The 24,139-nt window shown below is 72.5% G+C and carries 22 protein-coding genes; 16 read left to right on the top strand and 6 right to left on the bottom strand.

The features are described from left to right. Positions 1-173: 173 nt before the first annotated feature. Genes ADK65_RS18875 through ADK65_RS18830 form a run of 10 tightly spaced genes read left to right on the top strand, consistent with a single transcriptional unit; the run spans position 174 to position 10,901 of the window. Complete coding sequence (locus tag ADK65_RS18875) at positions 174-968, top strand: TIGR03084 family metal-binding protein (RefSeq protein WP_053671467.1); 795 nt, start codon at positions 174-176, stop codon at positions 966-968. Then, positions 965-2,632, top strand: a complete 1,668-nt coding sequence (locus tag ADK65_RS18870; RefSeq protein ID WP_267889746.1) for an acyclic terpene utilization AtuA family protein — start codon at positions 965-967, stop codon at positions 2,630-2,632. The genes ADK65_RS18875 and ADK65_RS18870 overlap by 4 nt, the downstream gene beginning before the upstream one ends. Further along, on the top strand, positions 2,629-4,227 hold the full coding sequence (locus tag ADK65_RS18865; RefSeq protein WP_053671466.1) for an acyl-CoA carboxylase subunit beta: 1,599 nt from the start codon (positions 2,629-2,631) through the stop codon (positions 4,225-4,227). The genes ADK65_RS18870 and ADK65_RS18865 overlap by 4 nt, the downstream gene beginning before the upstream one ends. Before the next feature lie 10 nt (positions 4,228-4,237). After that, on the top strand, positions 4,238-6,085 hold the full coding sequence (locus ADK65_RS18860; RefSeq protein WP_053671465.1) for an acetyl/propionyl/methylcrotonyl-CoA carboxylase subunit alpha: 1,848 nt from the start codon (positions 4,238-4,240) through the stop codon (positions 6,083-6,085). 57 nt (positions 6,086-6,142) lie between these two features. Further along, positions 6,143-7,264, top strand: coding sequence for an acyl-CoA dehydrogenase family protein (locus tag ADK65_RS18855; RefSeq protein WP_053671464.1), 1,122 nt, complete (start codon positions 6,143-6,145; stop codon positions 7,262-7,264). A gap of 37 nt (positions 7,265-7,301) precedes the next feature. Continuing rightward, positions 7,302-8,870 carry a 4-coumarate--CoA ligase family protein gene (locus tag ADK65_RS18850; protein ID WP_053671462.1) on the top strand — a complete coding sequence of 523 codons (1,569 nt, stop codon included), beginning with the start codon at positions 7,302-7,304 and terminating at the stop codon, positions 8,868-8,870. Further along, positions 8,867-9,601: an enoyl-CoA hydratase family protein gene (locus tag ADK65_RS18845; RefSeq protein ID WP_053671460.1), complete on the top strand. Its 735-nt coding sequence runs from the start codon at positions 8,867-8,869 to the stop codon at positions 9,599-9,601. The genes ADK65_RS18850 and ADK65_RS18845 overlap by 4 nt, the downstream gene beginning before the upstream one ends. Next, on the top strand, positions 9,589-10,200 hold the full coding sequence (locus tag ADK65_RS18840) for a TetR/AcrR family transcriptional regulator (protein ID WP_053671458.1): 612 nt from the start codon (positions 9,589-9,591) through the stop codon (positions 10,198-10,200). The genes ADK65_RS18845 and ADK65_RS18840 overlap by 13 nt, the downstream gene beginning before the upstream one ends. 54 nt (positions 10,201-10,254) lie before the next feature. Next, the gene (locus tag ADK65_RS18835) at positions 10,255-10,503 is read left to right on the top strand and encodes a hypothetical protein (protein ID WP_053671456.1); all 249 of its coding nucleotides are present in this window, start codon (positions 10,255-10,257) and stop codon (positions 10,501-10,503) included. Next, entirely contained in the window at positions 10,500-10,901 is a 402-nt protein-coding gene (locus ADK65_RS18830; RefSeq protein WP_053671454.1) for a hypothetical protein, read from the top strand. Before ADK65_RS18835 ends, ADK65_RS18830 begins: the two co-directional genes overlap by 4 nt. A 3-nt stretch (positions 10,902-10,904) precedes the next feature. Here the strand turns inward: ADK65_RS18830 and pdxH are convergent, their stop codons facing one another. Then, on the bottom strand, positions 10,905-11,573 hold the full coding sequence (pdxH, locus tag ADK65_RS18825; RefSeq protein WP_053671452.1) for a pyridoxamine 5'-phosphate oxidase: 669 nt from the start codon (positions 11,571-11,573) through the stop codon (positions 10,905-10,907). 284 nt (positions 11,574-11,857) lie between these two features. Between pdxH and ADK65_RS18820 the strand changes: the two genes are divergently transcribed. Further along, the gene (locus ADK65_RS18820) at positions 11,858-12,958 is read left to right on the top strand and encodes a citrate synthase 2 (protein ID WP_053671450.1); all 1,101 of its coding nucleotides are present in this window, start codon (positions 11,858-11,860) and stop codon (positions 12,956-12,958) included. Between the two features lie 51 nt (positions 12,959-13,009). Here ADK65_RS18820 and ADK65_RS18815 read toward each other — a convergent pair whose 3' ends face one another. After that, on the bottom strand, positions 13,010-13,486 hold the full coding sequence (locus ADK65_RS18815; protein ID WP_053671448.1) for an HIT family protein: 477 nt from the start codon (positions 13,484-13,486) through the stop codon (positions 13,010-13,012). A 299-nt stretch (positions 13,487-13,785) separates the two neighbouring features. Here ADK65_RS18815 and ADK65_RS18810 point away from each other — a divergent pair, with 299 nt between their 5' ends. Both ADK65_RS18810 and ADK65_RS18805 read left to right on the top strand, forming a co-directional pair. Next, positions 13,786-14,202, top strand: a complete 417-nt coding sequence (locus ADK65_RS18810; RefSeq protein WP_053671446.1) for a RidA family protein — start codon at positions 13,786-13,788, stop codon at positions 14,200-14,202. A 195-nt stretch (positions 14,203-14,397) separates the two neighbouring features. After that, positions 14,398-15,795: a PAS domain-containing protein gene (locus ADK65_RS18805; protein WP_053671445.1), complete on the top strand. Its 1,398-nt coding sequence runs from the start codon at positions 14,398-14,400 to the stop codon at positions 15,793-15,795. A gap of 65 nt (positions 15,796-15,860) precedes the next feature. Here the strand turns inward: ADK65_RS18805 and ADK65_RS18800 are convergent, their stop codons facing one another. Further along, positions 15,861-16,616, bottom strand: a complete 756-nt coding sequence (locus ADK65_RS18800; RefSeq protein ID WP_053671443.1) for an SIS domain-containing protein — start codon at positions 16,614-16,616, stop codon at positions 15,861-15,863. Positions 16,617-16,887: 271 nt separating this feature from the next. Between ADK65_RS18800 and ADK65_RS18795 the strand changes: the two genes are divergently transcribed. Then, the gene (locus ADK65_RS18795; RefSeq protein ID WP_053671441.1) at positions 16,888-17,580 is read left to right on the top strand and encodes a metal-dependent transcriptional regulator; all 693 of its coding nucleotides are present in this window, start codon (positions 16,888-16,890) and stop codon (positions 17,578-17,580) included. Positions 17,581-18,180: 600 nt separating this feature from the next. Further along, positions 18,181-19,089: an alpha/beta fold hydrolase gene (locus tag ADK65_RS18790; protein WP_053671439.1), complete on the top strand. Its 909-nt coding sequence runs from the start codon at positions 18,181-18,183 to the stop codon at positions 19,087-19,089. A gap of 63 nt (positions 19,090-19,152) precedes the next feature. On the opposite strand, the gene ADK65_RS18785 is transcribed toward ADK65_RS18790, so the two are convergent. The 3 genes from ADK65_RS18785 to ADK65_RS18775 form a co-directional block, all read right to left on the bottom strand. Then, the gene (locus ADK65_RS18785; RefSeq protein ID WP_053671437.1) at positions 19,153-20,745 is read right to left on the bottom strand and encodes a hypothetical protein; all 1,593 of its coding nucleotides are present in this window, start codon (positions 20,743-20,745) and stop codon (positions 19,153-19,155) included. Then, positions 20,742-21,533 (bottom strand): ABC transporter ATP-binding protein, encoded by a 792-nt coding sequence (locus ADK65_RS18780; RefSeq protein WP_053671435.1) that lies wholly within the window; start codon positions 21,531-21,533, stop codon positions 20,742-20,744. The genes ADK65_RS18785 and ADK65_RS18780 overlap by 4 nt, the downstream gene beginning before the upstream one ends. Positions 21,534-21,644: 111 nt before the next feature. Beyond that, positions 21,645-22,307: a bifunctional DNA primase/polymerase gene (locus tag ADK65_RS18775; RefSeq protein ID WP_107092324.1), complete on the bottom strand. Its 663-nt coding sequence runs from the start codon at positions 22,305-22,307 to the stop codon at positions 21,645-21,647. Positions 22,308-22,612: 305 nt separating this feature from the next. Here ADK65_RS18775 and ADK65_RS18770 point away from each other — a divergent pair, with 305 nt between their 5' ends. After that, positions 22,613-23,998, top strand: a complete 1,386-nt coding sequence (locus ADK65_RS18770; RefSeq protein WP_053671434.1) for a hypothetical protein — start codon at positions 22,613-22,615, stop codon at positions 23,996-23,998. Positions 23,999-24,139: the final 141 nt, after the last annotated feature.

Here is a 24,139-nt window from a genome sequence, read left to right as displayed (position 1 = left end):
GGGCGGGGCGAGGGGCCGGGCGCGGGAGCGTCGGCGGGGCGCCGCTCGACAGCGTCACCCTTCCGGGAAGAATTCATGCAAGCATGCTTGATTGTTTCTGGTGCCGCTGCCATGCTCCTCAGCACGCCGCACCGCACCACCCCGCACACCGCCGTGCCCCGAGGGGAGCGCCCGTGTCCGATCCGATGCCCGTGATCGACGATCTGCGCGAGGAGAGCGAGGAACTCGACCGCCTCGTGGCCGCGTCGGCCCCGCAGCGATGGTCGCTCGCGACCCCCGCGCCCGGCTGGACCGTGGCCCACCAGATCGCCCATCTCGCCTGGACGGACCGCTCGGCCCTGCTCGCCGTCACCGACGCCGACGGCTTCCACACGCTGGTCGAGAAGGCCCTCGCAGCGCCGGGCTCCTTCGTCGACGAGGGCGCCGAGGAGGGTGCGGGGCTCCCGCCCGGCGAGCTGCTCGCCCGGTGGCGCGACGGCCGTACGGCGCTGGAGGAGGCACTGCGGGCCGCCCCGCCGAAGGCGCGCTTCCCCTGGTACGGCCCGCCCATGTCGGCCGCCTCCATGGCGACGGCCCGCCTGATGGAGACCTGGGCCCACGGACAGGACGTGGCCGACGCCCTGGGTGTGGTGCGCCCACCCACCGACCGGCTGCGGCATGTGGTGCGGCTCGGGGTGCGGACCCGGGACTTCGCCTACGGCGTGCACGGCCTGACCCCGCCGGCCGACCCGTTCCGCGTCGAACTCCAGGCCCCCTCCGGCGACCTGTGGACCTACGGGCCCGAGGACGCTCGGCAGCGCGTCACCGGGCCCGCCCTCGACTTCTGCCTCCTGGTCACCCAGCGCGCCCACCGCAGCAGCCTCGCCCTGCGCGCCGACGGCCCCGACGCCGACCGCTGGCTCGACATCGCGCAGGCCTTCGCCGGGCCGCCGGGCGGCGGACGCCCGCCGGAGGAGTCCGCCGCGTGACCCTCCGCATAGGCAACGCCTCCGGCTTCTACGGCGACCGCTTCGACGCGATGCACGAGATGCTCACCGGCGGCGAACTCGACGTCCTCACCGGTGACTACCTCGCCGAGCTGACCATGCTCATCCTCGGCCGGGACCGCATGAAGGATCCCGCCGCCGGATACGCCCGCACCTTCCCGCGGCAGCTGGAGGAGTGCCTGGGGCTCGCGTACGAGCGGGGCGTCAGGATCGTCACCAACGCGGGCGGGCTCAACCCGGCCGGACTCGCGGACGCCGTACGGCGGTTGGCCGACCGGCTGGGCATCCCCGTACGCGTCGCCCATGTGGCGGGCGACGACCTCACCGCCGCGCACCCGGGCTCGCTCGCCGCCCACGCCTACCTCGGCGGCTTCGGCATCGCGGAGTGTCTGCGGGCGGGCGCCGACGTCGTCGTCACCGGTCGGGTGACGGACGCGGCCCTGGTCACCGGGCCCGCCGCCGCACACTTCGGCTGGACGCCGCAGGACCACGACCGGCTCGCGGGCGCCGTGGTCGCGGGGCACGTCCTGGAGTGCGGGGCGCAGACCACCGGCGGCAACTACGCGTTCTTCCGGGACGGCGACGTCCGCCGCCCCGGCTTCCCGCTCGCCGAGCTGCACGAGGACGGCGGCTGCGTCATCACCAAGCACCCCGGCACCGGCGGCTTCGTCGACGTCGGCACGGTCACCGCGCAGCTGCTGTACGAGACGGCCGGTGCCCGGTACGCGGGCCCGGACGTCACGACCCGGCTGGACACCGTGTGGCTGAGCCAGGACGGGCCCGACCGGGTGCGGATCGAGGGCGTGCGCGGCGAGGCACCGCCGCCCACCCTCAAAGTCGGCCTCAACCGGCTCGGCGGCTTCCGCAACGAGGTGGTCTTCGTGCTCACCGGCCTCGACGTCGAGGCCAAGGCCGCCCTGGTGCGGGAGCAGCTGGAACCGGCCCTCGCCGAAGTGTCCGACGTGCGCTGGGAACTGGCTCGCACCGACCGCCCCGACGCGCCCACCGAGGAGACGGCGAGCGCGTTGCTGCGGCTCGTCGTGCGGGACCCCGACCAGGAGGCCGTCGGACGGGCGCTGAGCGGGGCGGCCGTGGAGCTCGCCCTCGCCAGCTACCCCGGCTTCCATGTGCTGGCCCCACCCGGAAAGGGCTCGCCCTATGGGGTCTTCGAGGATGTGTACGTCCCCCATGGAGGAGTCGACCATGTGGCCGTCCTCCACGACGGACAGCGGGTTCCGGTGCCGCCGCCCCACGACACGCTCGCCCTCGAAGAGGTTCCGCAGCCTCCCCTGCCCGAGCCGCTGCCGCCCGGGCCGGTGACCAGGGCCGCCCTCGGCCGTATCGCGGGAGCCCGCAGCGGCGACAAGGGCGGCAACGCCAACGTCGGGGTGTGGGCGCGCACGGACGAGGCCTGGCGGTGGCTCGCCCACGAGCTGACCGCCGACCGGTTCCGGGAGCTGATCCCCGAGAGCCGCGGGCTGACCGTCGTACGGCACGTGCTGCCGAATCTGCGCGCCCTGAACTTCGTCGTCGAGGGGATCCTCGGCGCCGGTGTCGCCGCGCGGCACCGCTTCGACCCGCAGGCCAAGGCCCTCGGCGAATGGCTGCGCTCCCGCCACCTGGAGATACCGGAGGCCTTGCTGTGACCGTCCTGACCTCCGGGCTCGACACCGACGGCCCGGACTACGCGGCCAACCGCGAGGCGATGCTCGCCAAGCTCGCGGCCCTCGACGCCGCGCACGCCCAGGCCCTCGCGGGCGGCGGCGAGAAGTACGTCGCACGGCACCGGGCGCGCGGCAAGCTCCTCGCCCGTGAGCGCATCGAGCTGCTCCTCGACCCCGACACGCCGTTCCTGGAGCTGTCCCCGCTGGCCGCCTGGGGCAGCGACTACACCGTCGGCGCGTCCCTCGTCACCGGTATCGGGGTGGTGGAGGGCGTGGAGTGCCTGATCACCGCCAACGACCCGACCGTGCGCGGCGGAGCGAGCAACCCCTGGTCGCTGAAGAAGGCCCTGCGCGCCAACGACATCGCGCTCGCCAACCGGCTGCCCTGCATCAGCCTGGTGGAGTCCGGGGGCGCCGACCTGCCGTCCCAGAAGGAGATCTTCATCCCGGGCGGCGCGATCTTCCGCGACCTCACCCGGCTGTCGGCCGCCGGAATCCCCACCGTCGCCGTCGTCTTCGGCAACTCCACCGCCGGCGGCGCCTACATCCCCGGCATGTCCGACCACGTGATCATGGTCAAGGAGCGGGCGAAGGTGTTCCTCGGCGGTCCGCCGCTGGTGAAGATGGCCACCGGGGAGGAGAGCGACGACGAGTCCCTGGGCGGCGCCGAGATGCACGCGCGCACCTCGGGCCTCGCCGATTACTTCGCCGTCGACGAGCCGGACGCGCTCCGGCAGGCCCGGCGCGTGGTCGCCCGCCTCAACCACCGCAAGACGTACGAGGACCCGGGGCCCGCCGAGCCGCCGAAATACGACCCGGAGGAGCTGCTGGGCATCGTCCCGGGCGACCTGAAGAGCCCCTTCGACCCGCGCGAGGTCGTCGCCCGCATCGTCGACGCCTCCGACTTCGACGAGTTCAAACCGCTCTACGGGACGAGCCTGACCACCGGCTGGGCCACGCTCCACGGCTATCCCGTGGGGGTGCTGGCGAACGCCCAGGGGGTCCTCTTCAGCGCGGAGTCCCAGAAGGCCGCCCAGTTCATCCAGCTCGCCAACCAGCGCGACATCCCCCTGCTCTTCCTGCACAACACCACCGGCTACATGGTCGGCAAGGAGTACGAGCAGGGCGGCATCATCAAACACGGCGCGATGATGATCAACGCCGTGAGCAACTCGAAGGTCCCGCACCTGTCCGTCCTGATGGGGGCCTCCTACGGCGCCGGCCACTACGGCATGTGCGGCCGCGCCTACGACCCCCGCTTCCTCTTCGCCTGGCCCAGCGCCAAGTCGGCCGTCATGGGCCCGCAGCAGCTCGCGGGCGTGCTGTCGATCGTCGCCCGCCAGTCGGCCGCCGCCAAGGGCCGGCCCTACGACGAGGAGGCGGACGCGGCGCTGCGCGCCATGGTCGAGCAGCAGATCGAGTCCGAGTCGCTGCCGATGTTCCTGTCCGGGCGGCTGTACGACGACGGCGTCATCGACCCGCGCGACACCCGCACCGTCCTCGGCCTGTGCCTCTCCGCGATCCACACCGCCCCCTACGCGGGCGCGCGCGGCGGCTTCGGCGTCTTCCGGATGTGAGGAACCCTCAGTGATCACTTCTGTGCTGGTCGCCAACCGGGGCGAGATCGCCTGCCGCGTCTTCCGCACCTGCCACGACCTGGGCATCCGCACGATCGCCGTGCACTCGGACGCCGACGCGACCGCCCTGCACACGCGCACGGCCGACGTGAGCGTACGACTTCCGGGGGAGGCGCCTGCCGACACCTATCTGCGCGGCGACCTGATCGTGAAGGCCGCCCACGCCGCCGGGGCGGACGCCGTGCACCCCGGCTACGGCTTCCTCTCCGAGAACGCCGGCTTCGCCCGGGCCGTCCTGGACGCGGGCCTGCGCTGGATCGGCCCGTCCCCGGACGCCATCGAGGCCATGGCGTCCAAGACCCGCGCCAAGCAGCTCATGGGCATCGAGCCCCTCACCGGCGTCACCGAGGCCGACCTGCCCGTGCTGGTGAAGGCGGCGGCGGGCGGCGGCGGCCGCGGCATGCGGGTCGTACGCCGACTCGGCGATCTGGAAGCCGAGTTGCACGCGGCCCGGGCCGAGGCCGCGAGCGCCTTCGGCGACGGCGAGGTCTTCGTCGAGCCGTACGTGGAGAACGGCCGGCACGTCGAGGTGCAGATCCTCGCCGACAGCCACGGAGCGGTCTGGCCCCTCGGCACCCGCGACTGCTCCCTGCAGCGCCGCCACCAGAAGGTGATCGAGGAGGCCCCGGCTCCCGGCCTGTCCCCGGAACTCGACGAGGAGGTCCGCTCCCTCGCCGTACGGGCCGCCCGGGCCGTCGACTACGTGGGTGCCGGCACGGTCGAGTTCCTCGTCGCCCGAGGCAGGGCGCACTTCCTGGAGATGAACACCCGCCTCCAGGTCGAACACCCCGTCACCGAGGCCGTGTTCGGCGTCGACCTGGTCGCGGAACAGATCCGGATCGCCGAGGGCCACCCCCTCGAAGCCGACCCGCCGCGCGCACACGGCCACGCCGTCGAGGCCCGCCTGTACGCCGAGGACCCGGCCCGCGACTGGTCCCCGCAGACCGGCACCCTGCACCGCCTGACCGTCCCCGGGCCCGTCCGCCTGGACACCGGCTACACGGACGGCGACGAGATCGGCGTCCACTACGACCCCATGCTCGCCAAGGTCGTGGCCCACGCCCCCACCCGCACGGAGGCCGCCCGCAGGCTCGCCGCCGCACTGGAACGGGCGGTGATCCACGGCCCCGTCACCAACCGCGACCTGTTGGTCCGCTCCCTGCGCCACCCCGAGTTCACCGCGGCCCGCATGGACACCGGCTTCTACGACCGTCACCTGCCGGGCCTGGCCGAGCCGCCCCCCGACCCGCACGCCCCTCTGGCCGCCGCCCTCGCCGATGCCCGGGCCCGCTCCCGGCCCGGATTCGGCGGCTGGCGCAACGTCCCCTCACAGCCGCAGACCAAGCGGTACCTGAGGGCGGGGGAGGAGCACGAGGCCCGCTACCGGCACACCCGGAACGGCCTGGAGGCGGACGGAGTACGAGTGGTGCGCGCCGAGGCGGGCCTGGTCGTCCTCGAAGTGGACGGGGTGGAGCGGAAGTACGAGGTCACCCGCTACGGCGAGCAGGTCTACGTCAACACCACCGCCCTGACCGTCCTGCCCCGCTTCCCCGACCCCACCACCCAGCACGCCGCGGGCTCCCTCCTGGCGCCGATGCCGGGCACGGTCGTCCGCGTGGCCGACGGCCTCATGGCAGGAACACCGGTCAAGGCGGGCGAGCCCCTCCTCTGGCTGGAGGCGATGAAGATGCAGCACAAGGTCACCGCGCCGGTGACGGGAACGCTGACCTCGTTGCCGGTCACTCCCGGTCAACAAGTAGAGCCGGGCATGTTGCTGGCGGTTGTGCAGGAGGCCTGAAGGGGCGCGGGGAACTGCGCGATCAGCCACATACGGCCCGCACCGAAAGGACTCCCCATGGACACCGAAGACCACAAGGCGCTCCGAGAAGCCGTCGCCGCCCTGGGCAAACGCCACGGCCCCGGAAGCGACCCCACCCAACTCTGGGCAGACGCAGGAAAACTCGGCTACCTCGGAGTCAACCTCCCCGAGGAGTACGGAGGCGGCGGCGGAGGAATCTCCGAACTCTCCATCGTCCTCGAAGAACTCGGCGCGGCCGGCTGTCCCCTCCTCATGCTCGTTGTCTCACCGGCCATCTGCGGCACGGTGATAGCCCGCTTCGGCACCGACACACAGAAGGAGGAGTGGCTCCCCGGCCTGTCGGACGGAACTCGCCGGATGGCCTTCGGCATCACCGAACCCGACGCCGGCTCCAACAGCCACCGCATCACCACCACGGCCCGCAGGGACGGCACCGACTGGCTCCTCACCGGCCGGAAGGTCTTCATCTCCGGCGTGGACATCGCGGACGCGACCCTCATCGTCGGCCGCACCGAAGACGCCCGCACCGGCCGCCTCAAGCCCTGCCTCTTCATCGTCCCGCGCGACACCCCCGGCTTCACCCACCGCCCCATCGACATGGAACTGAACGCCGCGGAGAAGCAGTTCGAACTGGTCCTGGACGACGTACGGCTGCCCGCCGACGCCTTGGTCGGCGACGAGGACGCGGGCCTCCTCCAGCTCTTCGCCGGCCTCAACCCCGAACGCGTCATGACCGCCGCCTTCGCGATCGGCATGGGCCGTCACGCCCTCGCCAAGGCCATCGAGTACGCCCGCGACCGCACCGTCTGGAACACCCCCATCGGCGCCCACCAGGCCATCGCCCACCCCCTGGCCGCGGCGCACATCGACCTCGAACTCGCCCGCCTGATGACGCAGAAGGCCGCCGCCCTCTACGACGCGGGTGACGACATGGCCGCCGGAGAGGCCGCCAACATGGCCAAGTACGCAGCCGGGGAAGCCTGCGTGAAGGCCGTCGACCAGGCCGTGCACACCCTCGGCGGCAACGGTCTCACCCGCGAGTACGGTCTGGCCCGGCTGATCACGGCCGCGCGCGTGGCACGGATCGCCCCGGTGAGCCGGGAGATGATTCTCAATTTCGTCTCCCACCAGACCCTGGGCCTGCCCAAGTCGTACTGAGAACCTGAGACTTCCCGCGCCGCGAGGAGGAACCAGCATGTTCCGCAGCGAGTACGCAGACGTCCCGGCCGTCGAACTGCCGATCCACGACGCCGTTCTGGCCCGGGCCGCCGAGTTCGGTGACACCCCGGCGCTCATCGACGGCACCGATGGCACCACCCTCACCTACGAGCAGGTCGACCGCTTCCACCGGCGCGTCGCCGCCGCCCTCGCCGAGGCCGGGGTCCGCAAGGGCGACGTCCTCGCCCTGCACAGCCCCAACACCGTCGCCTTCCCGACCGCCTTCTACGCGGCCACGCGTGCGGGTGCCACCGTCACCACCGTGCACCCGCTCGCCACCGCCGACGAGTTCGCCAAACAGCTGCGGGACTCGGCGGCCCGCTGGATCGTCACCGTGTCACCGCTGCTGGACGCCGCCCGCCGGGCCGCCGAACTCGCGGGCGGCGTACGGGAGATCTTCGTGTGCGACAGCGCGAGCGGCCACCGCTCCCTGATCGACATGCTCGCCTCCGCGGCCCCCGAGCCACAGGTCGGCATCGACCCCGCCGAGGACGTCGCCGCCCTGCCGTACTCCTCCGGCACCACCGGCATCCCCAAGGGCGTGATGCTCACCCACCGGCAGATCGCCACCAACCTCGCCCAGCTCCACCCGGCGATACCCGCGGGCCCAGGAGACCGAGTCCTGGCGGTCCTGCCCTTCTTCCACATCTACGGCCTCACGGCTCTGATGAACGCGCCCCTGCGGCAGGGCGCCACCGTCGTCGTCCTGCCCCGCTTCGACCTCGAACAGTTCCTCGCGGCCATCCAGAACCACTGCATCACGGCGCTCTACGTGGCCCCGCCGATCGTCCTGGCCCTCGCCAAGCACCCGGCCGTCGCCCAGTACGACCTGTCGTCCCTGAAGTACGTCATCAGCGCCGCCGCACCCCTGGACGCCCGTCTCGCCGCGGTCTGCTCCGCCCGCCTCGGCCTGCCGCCCGTCGGCCAGGCCTACGGCATGACGGAACTGTCACCCGGCACCCACGTCGTCCCCCTGGACGCCATGCACGACGCCCCGCCCGGAACCGTCGGCAAGCTCATCGCCGGCACCGAGATGCGCATCGTCTCCCTCGACGACCCCGGCAAGGACCTCCCCGCCGGCGAATCCGGCGAGATCCTCATCCGCGGCCCGCAGATCATGAAGGGCTACCTCGGCCGCCCCGACGCCACCACCGCGATGATCGATCCCGACGGCTGGCTGCACACCGGGGACGTGGGCCACGTCGACGAGGACGGCTGGCTGTTCGTCGTCGACCGGGTCAAGGAACTCATCAAGTACAAGGGCTTCCAGGTGGCCCCCGCCGAACTGGAGGCCCTGCTCCTCACCCACCCGGGCATCGCGGACGCCGCCGTCATCGGCAGGTACGACGACGACGGCAACGAGGCCCCGCACGCCTACGTGGTCCGCCAGCCGTCCGCCGCGGACCTCACGGAGGCGGAGATCATGCTGTACGTCGCCGAGCGCGTGGCCCCCTACAAGCGGATCCGCCAGGTCACCTTCATCGTCGGCGTCCCTCGTGCGGCCTCCGGCAAGATCCTCCGCCGACAGCTCAGGGAGAGCACGTGACACTGATCGCCCGCACCCGCGCCCGGGCCGTGGAAACCCTGGCCCTCGACTCGCCGCACACCCGCAACGCCCTCTCGGCCACCCTGGTCGGCGAGCTGGCCGACGCGCTCACCGACGCCGGCGAGGACCCCGGCGTCCGCGCGGTCGTCCTCACCCACACCGGCAACACCTTCAGCGCGGGCGCCGACCTCAAGGACCCCCCGTCGCCCGAGGCGCTGGTCGTCCTGCTGCGGCAGATCATCGAGCTGCCCAAACCGGTCCTCGCCCGCGTCACCGGACACGTCCGCGCGGGCGGCCTCGGCCTCCTGGCCGCCTGCGACATCGCCGCCGCCTCCACGCAGGCCACCTTCGCCTTCACCGAGGTCCGCATCGGGGTCGCCCCCGCCGTCATCTCCCTGCCGATCCTGCCCCGCGCCGACCCGCGCGCCCTCGCCCGCCACTACCTCACCGGCGAACGCTTCACAGCCCGTCAGGCCGTGGCAACGGGCCTGCTCACCACCTGTGACAGCGATGTCGACGAGGCCCTCGCCCCCATCCTCGACGGCCTGCGCCGCTCCGCTCCCGGCGCCCTGGCCGAGACGAAACGGCTGCTCACGGCTAGGGTGCTGGAAGCCTTCGACCGGGACGCCGCCGACCTGACCGCGCTCTCGGCCCGGCTGTTCTCCTCCCCGCAGGCTCGCGAGGGGACGACGGCCTTCCTCGAACGACGGGATCCGGCATGGGTGGTGTGAGCACGGTCGACCGTGCGGAGAGAGTCCCCAAGCAGGACCGCAGCCGGGCCACCCGGCAGCGGCTCCTCGAAGCAGCCGTGTCCTGCCTCGCCGAACACGGCTGGGCGGGATCCACCGTCTCCGTGGTCGCCGAACGGGCCGGCGTCTCCCGCGGCGCGGCCCAGCACCACTTCCCGACCCGCGAGGACCTCTTCACCGCGGCCGTCGAATACGTCGCCGAGGAACGCTCCACGGCCCTGCGCGACCTGTTCCCCGAGGGCGCCGCGGGCGACCGGCACGCCGTCGTCGCCGCCCTCGTCGACCTCTACACCGGGCCGTTGTTCCGCGCGGCCCTGCACCTCTGGGTCGCCGCGTCCAACGAGGAGCAGCTCCGGCCCCGCGTCACCGAGCTGGAATCCCGCGTCGGCCGCGAGACCCACCGCATAGCCGTCGACCTCCTCGCCGCCGACGAGTCCGCCCCCGGCGTCCGCGAAACCGTCCAGGGCCTCCTCGACATGGCCCGCGGCCTGGGCCTGGCCAACCTCCTCACGGACGACACGGCCCGCCGGGAACGGGTGGTGGCCCAGTGGGCGGGGCTGCTGGAGGAGACGCTGGGCTGAGAGAGCAGGTGTCAGCGCGGACGCTGGATGCGCATACCGCAGTATGCTCGTGGCATGGCGGACACGACACGCATCACGGTGACACTGCCGACCGAACAGGTCGCAGAACTCAGGAAGCTCACCGACAACGTCTCCGGCTATGTCGCCGAGGCGGTGGCACGCCGGCTGCGGCATCAGCTGCTCGGCGCCGACCTGGTGCGTCACCAGGAGGAGTGCGGTGCCTTCACCGAGGAGGAGCTGGCCGAGGCCCGCTCCAGGATCTTCGGCACGACGGATGCCGGCGGATCGGCGAGTGCTGCGTGACGGAGCACGTCGAGACGGTGGTCCTGGATTCTCAGGGGCTCTCCGCCTGGATCGCCCAGGACCGCAAGATCCTGGCGATGTTCCAGGTGCTGCACGCCATGGGCGCCGATTTCGTCATCTGCGCCAACACCATCGTGGAAGCAAGCCATGCGCGGGTGAACATGCCTCGATTGCAGTGGGCGCTCTCCCGCGTCAAGGTCGAGCCGGTGACCGAGGGCGCCGCGAAAGCATCCGCGGAACTGCTGAAGGCCGCCGGGCTGCACGGCCACAAGTACGCGATCGATGCGACCGTCGCCGAGGTGGCTTTGCGGCAGCCGGGCCCCGTGGCCGTGCTGACGTCCGATGTCGACGACATGGCGCGGCTGTGCGGCGACCGAGTCCGGCTCATCGGCATCTGAACCTCACGGACTGAGCCGCTCCACCCGCCAGCTGCCGTCCGGCCGCCCCACGTACCGCAACCGGTCGTGCAGCCGGTTCTCCCGGCCCTGCCAGAACTCCACCGCCTGCGGGGCCACCCGGAAGCCGCCCCAGTGCGGCGGCACCGGCACCTGCTCGCCCTCCGGATAGCGGGCGGCCAGCTCGGCGTACGCGGCGTCGATGTCGGCCCGGGTGGAGATCACCGAGGACTGCGCGCTGGCCCACGCCCCCAGCTGCGAGCCGTGCGGACGGGTGCGGAAGTACGCCGCCGTCTCGTCCCGCCCGGTCCGCCGGGCGACCCCGGTCACGATGACCTGCCGTGCCATCGGATGCCAGGGGAACAGCAGCGAGACGTACGGGTTCTCCGCCAGGTCACGCGCCTTGCGCGAGTCGTAGTTCGTGTAGAAGACGAACCCCTGCTCGTCGAAGTGCTTCAGCAGCACCGTGCGGGCGCTCGTCCGACCCTCCGCGTCGGCCGTCGACACGATCATGGCGTTCGGCTCGAACAGCCCGCCGTCCGTCGCGGCCTGCTTGAACCAGCGCGCGAACTGCTCGACGGGCGTCGCGGCCAGGTCGGTCTCGGAGAGCCCGTCGGCCCGGTACTGCTTGCGCATCGAGGCCAGATCGAAGGGGACGTCGTCGCGGTCGGTCACCCGGTCATCTTGCCGTACGGACGGTGTCCTTCGTCACTGCATGGCACTGAGTGCCGTGACCCCTCCCCAAGCGTGGCACTCGGGGATATCGTTTCCGTGCCGTTCCGATGGGGTGACCGCCTGCCGTACGGGGCATCACAGGGGCAACCGGCCAGGACCGCGAGTCGCCGTACACGACCGTGGATCCGCTGGACGGTGCACGCTTCGCCAGCTCACCGACACATGGTCGTACGCGTCACCCCACACCAGCACCATCTGTCACTTACATCACGAGGAGCCGCCTGATGTCCGACTTCGTACCCGGGCTCGAGGGAGTCGTCGCGTTCGAGACGGAGATCGCCGAACCCGACAAGGAGGGCGGCGCGCTCCGGTACCGCGGCGTCGACATCGAGGACCTCGTCGGCCACGTCTCCTTCGGCAACGTCTGGGGCCTCCTCGTCGACGGCGCCTTCAATCCCGGCCTGCCGCCCGCCGAGCCGTTCCCCATCCCCGTGCACTCCGGGGACATCCGGGTCGACGTCCAGTCCGCCCTGGCCATGCTGGCGCCCGTCTGGGGCCTCAAACCCCTCCTCGACATCGATGCCGAGCAGGCCCGGGCCGACCTGGCCCGAGCGGCCGTCATGGCGCTCTCCTACGTCGCTCAGTCCGCCCGTGGCCAGGGCCTGCCGATGGTCCCGCAGCGGGAGATCGACAAGGCGCAGTCCGTCGTCGAACGCTTCATGATCCGCTGGCGCGGCGAGCCGGACCCCAAGCACGTGGCGGCGGTGGACGCGTACTGGACGAGCGCCGCGGAGCACGGCATGAACGCCTCCACTTTCACGGCCCGCGTGATCGCCTCGACCGGCGCGGACGTGGCGGCGGCGCTCTCCGGCGCGGTGGGCGCGATGTCCGGCCCGCTCCACGGCGGCGCCCCCTCCCGCGTGCTCGGCATGATCGAGGAGATCGAGCGCACGGGCGACGCGGAGGCCTACGTGAAGAACGCGCTCGACAAGGGCGAGCGCCTGATGGGCTTCGGCCACCGCGTCTACCGAGCCGAGGACCCCCGCGCCCGGGTCCTGCGCCGCACCGCCCGCGAACTGGGCGCCCCCCGCTTCGAGGTCGCCGAGGCCCTGGAGAAGGCGGCCCTGGCCGAGCTCCACGCCCGCCGCCCCGACCGCGTCCTCGCCACGAACGTCGAGTTCTGGGCGGCCATCGTGCTGGACTTCGCCGAGGTCCCGGCCCACATGTTCACGTCCATGTTCACCTGCGCCCGCACGGCCGGCTGGTCCGCCCACATCCTGGAGCAGAAGCGCACGGGCCGCCTGGTGCGCCCCTCGGCCCGCTACGTGGGCCCGGGCACCCGCGACCCGCGCGAGATCGAGGGCTACGAGGACATCGCCCACTGACCCGCCCGCCCCACGGCCTCACCCCACTCGGGGTGGGGCCGTCCGCATGCCTCACCCCGCGAGCCGGTCCAGCTCCTCGCCGATGGCCTCCCGCAGCCGGTCGTGCCGGGGCCCGAGCGCGTACCGCTCCTCGCTCCACCGCTCCCGCGGGTAGAGCCACACGGGCAGCCGTACGAGCTCCCCGGGCTCCCAGTCGTAGCGCGGCCACACATGCGCGTGCAGGAACGCGTCGGTGTTCCCGAGGATCTCCAGATTGACCCGCCGGAACCCCGGCTCCAGCCGCCGGCAGGCCCGCTCGACGGCCTCCCCGAGCCGGTCCATGTCGGCGAGGAACGCCAGCCGCGCGCTCCGCGGCAGCTCGGACAACCGCTGGACGCCGGGATCATCGGTCAGCAGCACCGCATAGCCGGGCAGGAACTGCACGTCACCGATCACCGCGAACCCGGAGTCCAGCCTCCGCATCACGGCCGGGTTCTCACCCCGCAGGGCGCTCCCGATCCGGTCCTCGCGCCACCCGCCCACCGCCATCGCCCTCCCCGAGCACCACGGAAAAACGCAGACGACCCGCGAGTCTGGTTCCTCCGGAGAGGAGCCGGCCGGACGTACCGGCGACTCGCGGGTCGGGTGACTGCTTGAGATTGGGCCGGCTGCACGCTCGCTCACGCGCCGGCTCGGCACCGCACTGAGTGGGGTGACGGGCCGCTAGCCCGCAGCCACCTCTTCCGTCCGGTATCCATACATCTGCCGAACCACCTCCCTTCTGAAGTGCTTGCAACCCTAGAAACCGTTCGGCCTCGGATCAACCTGTTTTTTGAGACCTTGACTCCATGACGAAGCGGCAGGCGATTCTCAGTGGTTCGGTGTTCGAGGAGCGGATCGGGTACGCCCGGGCCGTCGTGGACGGGGACTGGGTGCACGTGTCGGGGACGACCGGGTTCGACTACGCGGACATGACGATCTCCGAGGACGTGGTGGAGCAGGCCGAACAGTGTCTGCGGAACATCGGGGCCGCGCTGGAGGCGGCCGGGTGTTCGTTCGCGGACGTCGTGCGGGTGCGGTACCTGCTGCCCGAGCGGGAGGACTTCGAGCCGTGCTGGCCGGTGCTGCGGAAGTGCTTCGGAGAGGTGCGGCCGGCCGCGACGATGTTGGTGTGCGGGCTGGCGGACCCCCGTATGAAGATCGAGATCGAGGTGTACGCGCGGCGGGGGAGCGGCGACGGGCCCCTGCCGTTGATCGACGGTTGATCGGCCGAGGCGCCGGCCGGGCTGCCGACGCCTCCGGATGAACGTTTCTGTTGCGTTGACGTGGGCATTGCCGCAGTACAACGATTCCTTCAATGTTGTGGGAACTCGGTGTGCGCTGGGTCACGTTCGAGTTGAATGATTGCAAGGAGCGAACCGACGTGCCGTACGTGCGGACGCAGCCTGCAGGGGGTCCAGGTGAGTGCTTCCCGGCGTAGTGGGACCACCGACGAGCTGGGGCCGGACGAGCCCGGGCGGGACGGTTCGGATGGTTCGGATCTGCTTGCCGCTTTGCTGGACGGGATGGACGCGGCGCTGTGCGCGTTCGACGCCGACGGTGTCGTGACGCACTGGAACCGCGAGGCCGAGCGGATCCTCGGGTGGAGTGCGGAGGAAGCCGTGGGGCGGCGCGGGCTGGCCGGGTGGGCCGTGCGCACCGCCGACGCCGAGGAGGTCGAGAGCCGGCTGCTGTCGTCGATGCATGCCCCCGGCAGGCAGGTGCACGAGTTCGCGCTGCTGACGAAGGACGGCGGCCGGGTGCTCGTGCGGACGCAGTCGGCGGCGGTACGCGGGCCCGACGGGAAGCCGGCGGGTGTGTACTGCGCGTTCAGCGAGGTGCACGCGCAGATCGATCTGGAGCGGTCGATCGCGCTGAGCGAGGCGCTGTTCGAGGACGCCGGCTGGGGTGTCGTGCTGGTCGACGTGGACCTGCGGCCGGCGGTGGTGAACGCGCACGCGGCCAGGGCCCTGGGCACCGGGCGGACGACGGTGCTGGGGCGGCCGCTCGGGGAATTGCTGTCGCAGGGCGTGGAGGAGCTGGAGAGCGCGCTGCAGCACGTGCTGGCGGAGGGCGCGCCCCCGGCGCCCGCCGAGGTGTGGGTGAGTGTGCGGACGCCGGAGGGGGAACGGCGGCGATGCTGGCGCAGCGGCTTCCTGCGGCTGGCCTCGCCGCTCGCGGAGGAGCCGGTTCCGCTGGGGGTGGGCTGGCTGTTCCAGGACGTGACGGAGGCCAAGCAGGCCGAGCAGGAGGCCTCCCTGCTGCGCTTCCGTACGCAGCAGCTGCACCGGGCGTCCCGGGCGGCGGCCGAGTGCGAGGACCCGGCCGAGGCGGCGACGGTCCACCTGGACTTCGCCCTGGCCGGTTTCGCCGATCACGGTCTGATCGACCGGGTCGCGGGCGGTGCGCTGACCGACGCGGAGGCCGAGGGGCCCGTCCGGCTGGTCCGGGTCGCCGCCACACCCTCCGGCGCGCCCGGGCCGACCCGGCTGTCCGGGCACGCGAGCCTGCCCGTCCGCTACGCCGAGGGGCACCCTGCCCTGCAGTGCGTGGAGCGGGCGGGGGCTCTGCGCGCGAGTGCGGGCGCGGCCCGGCCGGAGGCGGCCCGGGAGTGGGCCCTGGCCCGCCAGTGGCCCGCGGACGCGGTGCACGCCCTGTGCGCGGTGCTGCGCAGCCGGGGCCGGACCCTGGGCGTCGTGACGTTCCTGCGGGGCGCGGGCCGCAGTGCCTTCGAGCGTTCCGACGCCCTGTACGCGGAGGACGTGGCGGTGCGGATCGCCGCGGCGCTGGATCTGGCGGGGTTGTCGGGCGGGGAGTGAGCGGGCCGCCGGGTGGGGAGCGAGAGGCGCCCGGCGCTCCGGCCCGGTCCGTCTGCCGCTCCTCCTCAGTGCCGGTAGAAGATCCGGTCGCGGTACTGCTCCATCACCCGGGCGTTCCAGTCGTGGCCGCCGTCGACGTTGCCGGAGCGCAGCAGGGGCGGTTCGATGCCGCGGTCGGCGAGGGCGGTGGCGGCCGTCGCCATGACGGCCTGGAGGAGGGCCGCGGTGACGACCGTCGAGGCGGGGGCGAAGGGGGCCGGGATGGCGTCGTGGGTGAGTTCCGCGTCGCCGACCGCGATCCTCGAGTCGAGGACGAGGTCGCAGTGGTCCTTCAGATACGTCCCGGAGGCGTGCCGTGACGTCGTCTCCGAGGCGTAGGCCACCGAGGTCACGCCGATGACCTTCACACCCAGGGCGCGGGCTTTCATGGCCATCTCCACGGGCAGGGCGTTGCGGCCGGACAGAGAGATGATCAGCAGGGCGTCGCCCTCGCGGAGCGGGGAGCTGTCGAGGACGGCGCTCGCGAGGCCGTCGACGCGTTCGAGCGCGGAGCCGAGCGGCGCGGGCATGACGTCGACGCCGACGACACCGGGCACGGCGAGCAGGTTCATCAGCGCGAGGCCGCCGGCGCGGTAGACCAGGTCCTGCGCGGCGAGGGAGGAGTGCCCGGCGCCGAAGGCGAAGAGCCGGCCGCCGGCCGCGACGGTGTCGGCGAGGAGCGTCCCGGCCGCGGTGATGCCGTCGGTCTCCTCGTCGCGCAGCCGCCGCAGCAGGCCGATCGCGGCGTCGAGGAACTGGCCGGCCGGCACGCGGTCGCTCATACGGGGTCCCTTCGGGCAGGCCTCGCGGCTTGTGTCGCGCATCACGGTGCGGTCTGGACCAGTGTGGTGTCAACACGGCCGTATGGTGCGCGCGCCGAGCGCCGGGACGTCTGCCGAAGGAGAGGTCCGTACCCTTGCGCGGGGCCGGGTAATCCCCCGCTTCGCCTCCCGCGGCACGCTTGTCGGTGGTATCCGGCAGAATTGGGTGCAGGGCCAGCGCACACGCCGGTGAGCCGTCCAGCCTCCGGCAGATCTCATTCGAGGGGCACGTATGTCCGGACTGATCGACACCACGGAGATGTATCTCCGCACCATCCTCGAGCTGGAGGAAGAGGGTGTGGTCCCCATGCGCGCCCGTATCGCCGAGCGGCTGGACCAGAGCGGGCCGACCGTCAGCCAGACCGTGGCGCGGATGGAGCGTGACGGCCTGGTGTCCGTCGCCAGCGACCGGCACCTGGAGCTGACCGACGAGGGCCGCCGGCTGGCGACGCGCGTGATGCGCAAGCACCGCCTCGCCGAGTGTCTGCTCGTCGACGTGATCGGCCTGGAGTGGGAGCAGGTCCACGCGGAGGCGTGCCGCTGGGAGCACGTGATGAGCGAGGCCGTGGAGCGCCGCGTCCTGGAGCTGCTGCGGCACCCGACGGAGTCGCCGTACGGCAACCCGATCCCGGGTCTGGAGGAGCTGGGCGAGAAGGACGGTGCCGACCCGTTCCTGGACGAGGGCATGGTGTCGCTGGCCAGCCTCGATCCGGGCGCCGAGGGCAAGACGGTCGTGGTGCGCCGGATCGGCGAGCCGATCCAGACGGACGCGCAGCTGATGTACACGCTGCGGCGGGCGGGCGTGCAGCCCGGCTCGGTGGTCAGTGTGACCGAGTCGGCGGGCGGGGTGCTGGTGGGCAGCGGCGGCGAGGCGGCCGAGCTGGAGTCCGACATCGCTTCCCACGTGTTCGTCGCCAAGCCCTGAGCCGATCGCCCGTCGCGCCGGGGGCAGTCGCCAACTCGATGTGTGGGGGCGTCTGTTGTGGCGGTGGTGGGCTCTTGGCGTGATCCGGACCGAATCCGGCGTCCAGTCCGCCGAATCGCAGCGCTCGCCCGCTTCCCGTGCGACGCTGTCGCGTGAGGCATATGACCTGAGGGCTCTTGGCCGCGGCTCGACGACGATGCCGCCCGGCCGGGGAGGGGGCGGGAGGATGTGCCGTGAGGACGCGGAGGGCCCCGGCGCCGTGCGGCGCCGGGGCCTGTCCTCCCCTGTGCTGACCCGGAGCCCCGAGCTCTCAGGGTCATCCCCCGCGGACCGGTTTCCCCGAGCGGTCCGCCTCCCGCTGAAGATCTCCCCTCGACAGCGGCGATCAATCCCCGAGGGTGGTCACTCGAACGAGGGGTGTTGCCCGCGAGAACCTCATCCTCGAATGCGCATTCGATAGTCTGCGGGCGGCGCACGGCACACTTGCACCGACGGGTACGGCAGGCAGCACGGCAGAAGGCACAGCAGGCAGAACACGGTTCACAGGACCGGCCGGCTCGAGGAAGCCGCGGTCCGCGCGAAGCTTGGGGGGTGCCAGACATGGCGCGACGCATCGACGTGACCGGGACGGGCGGCGTACGCCTGGCGGCCTGGGAGTTCGGCGACCCGCCCAAGACCGACCCGGCGCGGGACGTGCGGGACGGACAGGGGGCGCACGACGGGCACACCGCGCCGGAGGGCTCGCCCGGCGTGCTGTTACTGCACGGCCTCATGGGCCGCGCCTCGCACTGGGCGTCCACCGCCCGCTGGCTGTCCGCGCGCTACCGCGCGGTCGCCCTCGACCAGCGCGGCCACGGCCGCAGCGACAAACCCCCGCAGGGCGCCTTCACCCGTGACGCCTACGTCGACGACGCCGAGGCCGCCCTGGAGCAGCTCGGCCTCGCCCCGGTCGTCCTCATCGGCCACGCCATGGGCGCGCTGACCGCCTGGCAGCTCGCCGCCAAGCGTCCCGACCTGGTCCGCGGGCTGGTCATCTGCGACATGCGGGCGTCCGCGCTCGGAGCCGCCTCGCAGCGCGAGTGGGGCCAGTGGTTCGAGTCGTGGCCGCTGCCCTTCGCCACGCTCGCCGACGTCCGCAGGTTCTTCGGCGAGGACGACCCCTGGGTGGAGCGGCCCAATCCGGCCCGTGGCGAGTTCTACGCCGAGGTGATGGCCGAGTCCCCGGACGGCTGGCGCCCGGTCTTCGAACCGGAGCAGATGCTCCGCTCCCGTGAGACGTGGGTGTACGACGCGCACTGGGAGGAGCTGGCCCAGGTCCGCTGCCCCGCCCTGGTCGTGCGCGGTCTGGACGGCGAGCTGGGCCGCGCCGAGGCCCAGGAGATGGTCCGGGTCCTGCCCCGCGGCCAGTACGCGGAAGTGGCGGACGCCGGCCACCTGGTGCACTACGACCAGCCGGAGGCCTGGCGCGCCGCCATCGAGCCGTTCCTGGACTCGCTGGGCGAGCACTGAGGGGGCGCCTTCCGGTGCAGGCCCGTGCGGCCGCACCGGGACGCCGCCGAGGACGGGGGCGCCTCACCCCTTGCTGACCGCCGCCAGGATCTCCGGCAGTCGCCGGGCCGTCCGTGGCGCGGCCAGTTTCAGCCCCGCCGCCGTGAGCGCCGCCCCGTACGCCGTGCCCACCGGCAGCAGCAGCCACGCCCAGTCGCCGCCGTCGGCGCTCACGTTCAGCCAGATCGTGAGCGCGATGACCGGCGCGCACAGCAGGGCGGCCGCCACCATGCCGCCGAAGATGGAGATCCAGGCGAGCCCGGTCTGCCCGGGGGCGACGTTCTTGTAGCCCTCCTGCGGAATGGAGTAGGGGAAGCGGGCGGACGTCCACGCCCCGGTCGCGAGCATCGCGCCGAGCAGCGCGAAGGACAGCCCCAGCGCCTCGGGCAGCCGATGCCAGTCGCCGAGCATGGCGGTCGTCACCACGGTGACCAGCGTGGCGTAGGGCAGGGTGATCAGCAGCAGGGCGTACGCCCGGGCGCGCAGCTCGACGTAGGCGTCCCGGGACGAGGAGATCGTCATCGCGACCATCCAGAACGCGGAGGTGTCCTGCCCGAACTGGTTGTACATCTGGATGCCGAGCATCCCGGCGGCGAAGCACGCGAAGTACACCGACCCGGTGCCCTGCCAGGCGTTGAACACCGGCACGATCAGCCCGATGGCCAGCGATGTCACCCAGGCCGCCTTGGTCTTCGGGTCGCGCCACACGTACCGCAGGCTGCGCTCCATGACCGTGCCGGTGCGGCCCGGGGGCAGCAGCCGCCCCAGCCCGGTCGACGTCCGCTTCCGCGCGGCCGCCCCGGCGCCCGGCAGCGTCGAACCGTCGGGCGAGGTCATCAGTCGCGTCAGATGCCGCGACCAGAGCGCGAGCAGCGCCACCAGCGCACCGGCGGTCAGCGCCAGTTGCGCGAGCGCGAGACCGTAGGACCCCTCGCTGACCGCGTGCACGGCCCCGATCGCCGACGCCGGCGGCACCCACCGCAGCACCTCAGCCACCGGGTCGAGTTCGCCCAGCCCCGACGCCCCGAGCCGCTGCGCGCCGAAGTTGACGACCTGCGCCCCGATCGCGATGACGATCCCGCTGAGCACCGCGAGGTCCCGTCCCTTGCGGCTGGTCAGCAGCCGGACGTTGGCGGCGGCGACGGCCCGCGCGAGGGCCACGCACACCAGCAGCGCCGGCACGACGGCGACCACACCCACCACGAACGCGGCCCCGCCCCGCGCCACCGCGATCACGGAACCGGCCAGCAGGCACAGCGTGAACAACGGCCCGATGCCCACCAGCGAAGCCGTCAGCAGCGCCCCTACCAGCGGCCGGGGGCGCAGCGGCAGCATCACCAGCCGGGTCGGATCGAGCGTCTCGTCGCCGCTGGGGAAGAACAGCGGCATCACCGCCCACCCGAGGCCCAGTACCGCCACCGCCAGAATCACCACCGACTCGGCGTGCGCGTGCCCGCGCAGCGCGATCAGGCCGATCAGCTGGAGCGCGGCGAAGAGCAGAGCGAAGACCGCGGACGTGATGTAGGCGGCCTTGCGGCCGCCGGACTGCCGCAGTCCGTTGCGCAGCAGCGACAGCTTCAGCCGGACGAAGACGGGGGTGATCGCGGGGGTGCTCACCGCGAGCCACCGCCCAGCCAGTCGAGGTCGGACCCGGCGTCCCGGCCCTGGGCGCCGACGAGTTCGAGGAACGCCCGCTGCAGCGAGGGCGCGTCGCCGCGCACCTCGGCGAGGGTGCCGGTGGCGCGGATCCGTCCGGCGGCCATCACGGCGACCCAGTCGCACAGCGACTCGACGAGCTCCATGACGTGGGACGAGAAGACGACCGTGGCGCCCGAGGCCGTGTACCGCTCCAGGACGCCCCGGATGGTCTGCGCGGAGACCGGGTCGACGCCCTCGAACGGCTCGTCCAGGAAGAGCACTTCCGGGTTGTGGAGGAGAGCGGCGGCGAGTCCGATCTTCTTGCGCATGCCGGTCGAGTAGTCGACGACCAGTTTGTGCTGGGCCCCGGCCAGGTCGAGGACGTCGAGGAGTTGCGTGGCCCGCTTGTCGACCTCGGCACCGGGCAGCCCGCGCAACCGGCCGGTGTACGACAGCAGTTCGCGTCCCGACAGCCGCTCGAACAGCCGCAGCCCCTCCGGCAGCACCCCGATCCGGGCCTTCACCTCGACGGGGTCCCGCCACACGTCGTGCCCGACCACCTCGACGGTCCCGTGGTCGGGCCCGAGCAGCCCGGTCACCATCGACAAGGTGGTGGTCTTCCCGGCCCCGTTCGGCCCGACGAGCCCGATGAACTTGCCCGCGGGCAGGTCGAGATCGACCCCGGCAACAGCGACCTGCTCCCCGAACCGCTTCCAGAGCCCCCGCACACGCACAGCGCTGGTCCCCACCGCGCCTCCCTCCGTCACCGTGCACCCTACGGTTTCGGTGGTGCCTCAGGGGCGCGGGGAACCGCGCGACAAGCCACGAACAACGCGCAGCCGCCGCCGATGACGAAGCAGGCAGAAAAACGGGCGGTCCTAACGATCCCGGCCGCACGCATACGCCAACGGCGAGATCAGCTCCTCCGCATCCGGCAGCCACCGATTGGCCGGAGTCGGCCGGCAGGCCCACTGCACGGCTCCCCGGGACCCGAACCGCGTGGGCGGCGCGGCAACGTACGCCCCCTCACCCAGCACGGTCAGATCCAGCGACGGCACCGACCACCCCAGCTTCCGCACCAGATCGGGGACCTTCACCCCGGCCCCCGGCAGCACGAAGAACTCCATCCGGCGGTCCGGCGTGAGCGTCACCGGCCCGAGCGTCAGCTCCATCCGCTCCATCCGCGCGAGCGCGAGGAACCCGGCCGTCTCCGGCACGGAGATCGCGTCGAAGGTCCGCCCCGTCGGCAGCAGGATCGACGCGGTCGGCTGCTTCTGCCACATCCGCCGGGCGACCGTCGCACTGCCCGTCGCCTGCGTCGCCCAGTCCGGACGCGCCGGGTGCGACCCGGGCGCCGGACACGCCGTGTCACCGCACGAGCAGCGCTGGCTGCCGTCGACGGCTTCCAGCCAGGTGCCGGGGAACACGTCCCAGTGGCGCTCCTCGGCGTAGCGAACAGCGGTCTCCAGCAGCGATTCCCCGCGCTGCTTCGGGATCTGAGCGGCCTGGGCGCCGGCGATCGTCTCTTCCACGATGAACACAACTCTGGTCGTCACCAGGGGTTACGCCTGCCCCCGTGCGCGGGGGAGAGCATCGCCCCTGTTCCCGGGGCGCATGGGTGCATGTGCGGGGGCGCGCAGGAGGAACGGTGGCCGGAGCTGGGTAGCCAGGTGTGGGGTCGGCAACAGCCGTTACCCGGCAATCCTCACATGCCTCGCATTTTCACCTGTTGGGCGGGGCATTGATCTTCACGGCCGGATCTTTTCGCTGGGACGTGAGGGGCTCGGCCGCGGAAGACACGTCAACTCGGTGCGTGGGCAGGCACCGCAGCCACAGGGGGTACGCCATGGCCGCAAGGCCGCTCGTCGCCCGGCAGCCGAACGAACGGCTCCAGGCGCTCATCCAGGAAGCCGGATGCTCCAACGCGGGCCTGGCCCGCCGGGTCAACATGTGCGGTGCCGAGCACGGCCTCGACCTGCGCTACGACAAGACGTCGGTGGCGCGCTGGCTGCGCGGACAGCAGCCACGGGGCCGGGCACCGGCGATCATCGCCGAGGCCCTGGGCCGCAAACTCGGCCGTACGGTCACGATCGACGAGATCGGCATGGCCAACGGCAAGAACCTCGCCTCGGGCGTGGGCCTGCAGTTCTCGCCGACGGTACTGGGGGCCATCGAGCAGGTCTGCGAGCTGTGGCGCAGTGACGTGGGGCGGCGGGACTTCCTGTCCGGCTCCTCCGTCGCCGCGTCCGCGCTGGTCGAGCCCAGCCGGGACTGGCTGATCTCCGCACCCGACGCGCAGGTGTCGCGCTCGGCGGGGCCGCGGGTGGGGCAGTCCGACGTGCAGGCCGTGCAGGCCATGACGCAGGCGCTGGTGGAGCTCGACCACCAGTACGGCAGCGGGCATGTGCGGCCGGTCGTCGTGCACTACCTCAACAGCGTCGTCTCGGGGCTGCTGGCGGGGTCGTACCGGGAAGCGGTCGGGCGGGACCTGTTCGCCGCGGTGGCCCGGCTGACGGAGCTCGCCGGGTACATGGCCGTCGACACGGGCCAGCCCGGTCTGGCGCAGCGCTACTACATCCAGGCGCTGCGGCTGGCGCAGGCCGCCGGGGACCGCGGTTACGGCGGGTACGTCCTCGCGGCCTCCATGAGCCATCTCGCCGCGCAGCTCGGAAACCCGCGGGAGATCTCGCAGTTGGCGCGGGCGGCGCAGGAGGGGGCGCGGGGACGCGTGTCGCCGCGGGCGGAGTCGATGTTCCTGGCGGCGGAGGCGCGCGGGCACGCCCTCATGGGCGACGTGCGCGCCGCCCAGTCCGCGGCGGGGCGCGCCGTGAGCGCCCTGGAGGCGGCCGACCCGGCCGCCGGGGACGACCCGGTGTGGATCGCGCACTTCGACGAGGCCTATCTGGCCGACGAATTGGCCCACTGCCACCGGGACCTCGGGCAGGCCGAGGCGGCGGCGCGGTGCGCGCAGGAGTCGCTGGCCGGGCATCCCGAGACGCGGGCGCGCCGCCGGGCCATCGGATATGTGCTGTTGGCCACGGCCCAGGTGCAGCAGCGCGAGATCGAGGAGGCCTGCAACACGGGCATGAAGGCCGTGGAACTGCTGGAGGGGCTGCGGTCCAACCGGGGCGCCGAGTACCTGGAGGACTTCCAGCAGCGGCTGGAGCCGTACCGGGACGAGGCGGTGGTGAGGGAGTTCGGGGCGCGGCTCGACCTGCAGGCGGCTGCGTGAACACAGGGTCTGCGGATGCGTGAACGTGCGGGAACGGCTGCGGCGTGCGGGGGAGGTGACAGGGGCAACGCGCCGCGGCCCGCCGGTGTTACCGCGCTCACAGGGCATGCGGTCGGGCTCTGTGCTGCGTGGCACGGGGCT

Source organism: Streptomyces sp. NRRL B-1140, from assembly GCF_001280065.1.
Taxonomy (GTDB): domain Bacteria; phylum Actinomycetota; class Actinomycetes; order Streptomycetales; family Streptomycetaceae; genus Streptomyces.
This window is presented reverse-complemented; position numbering and strand designations above follow the sequence as displayed.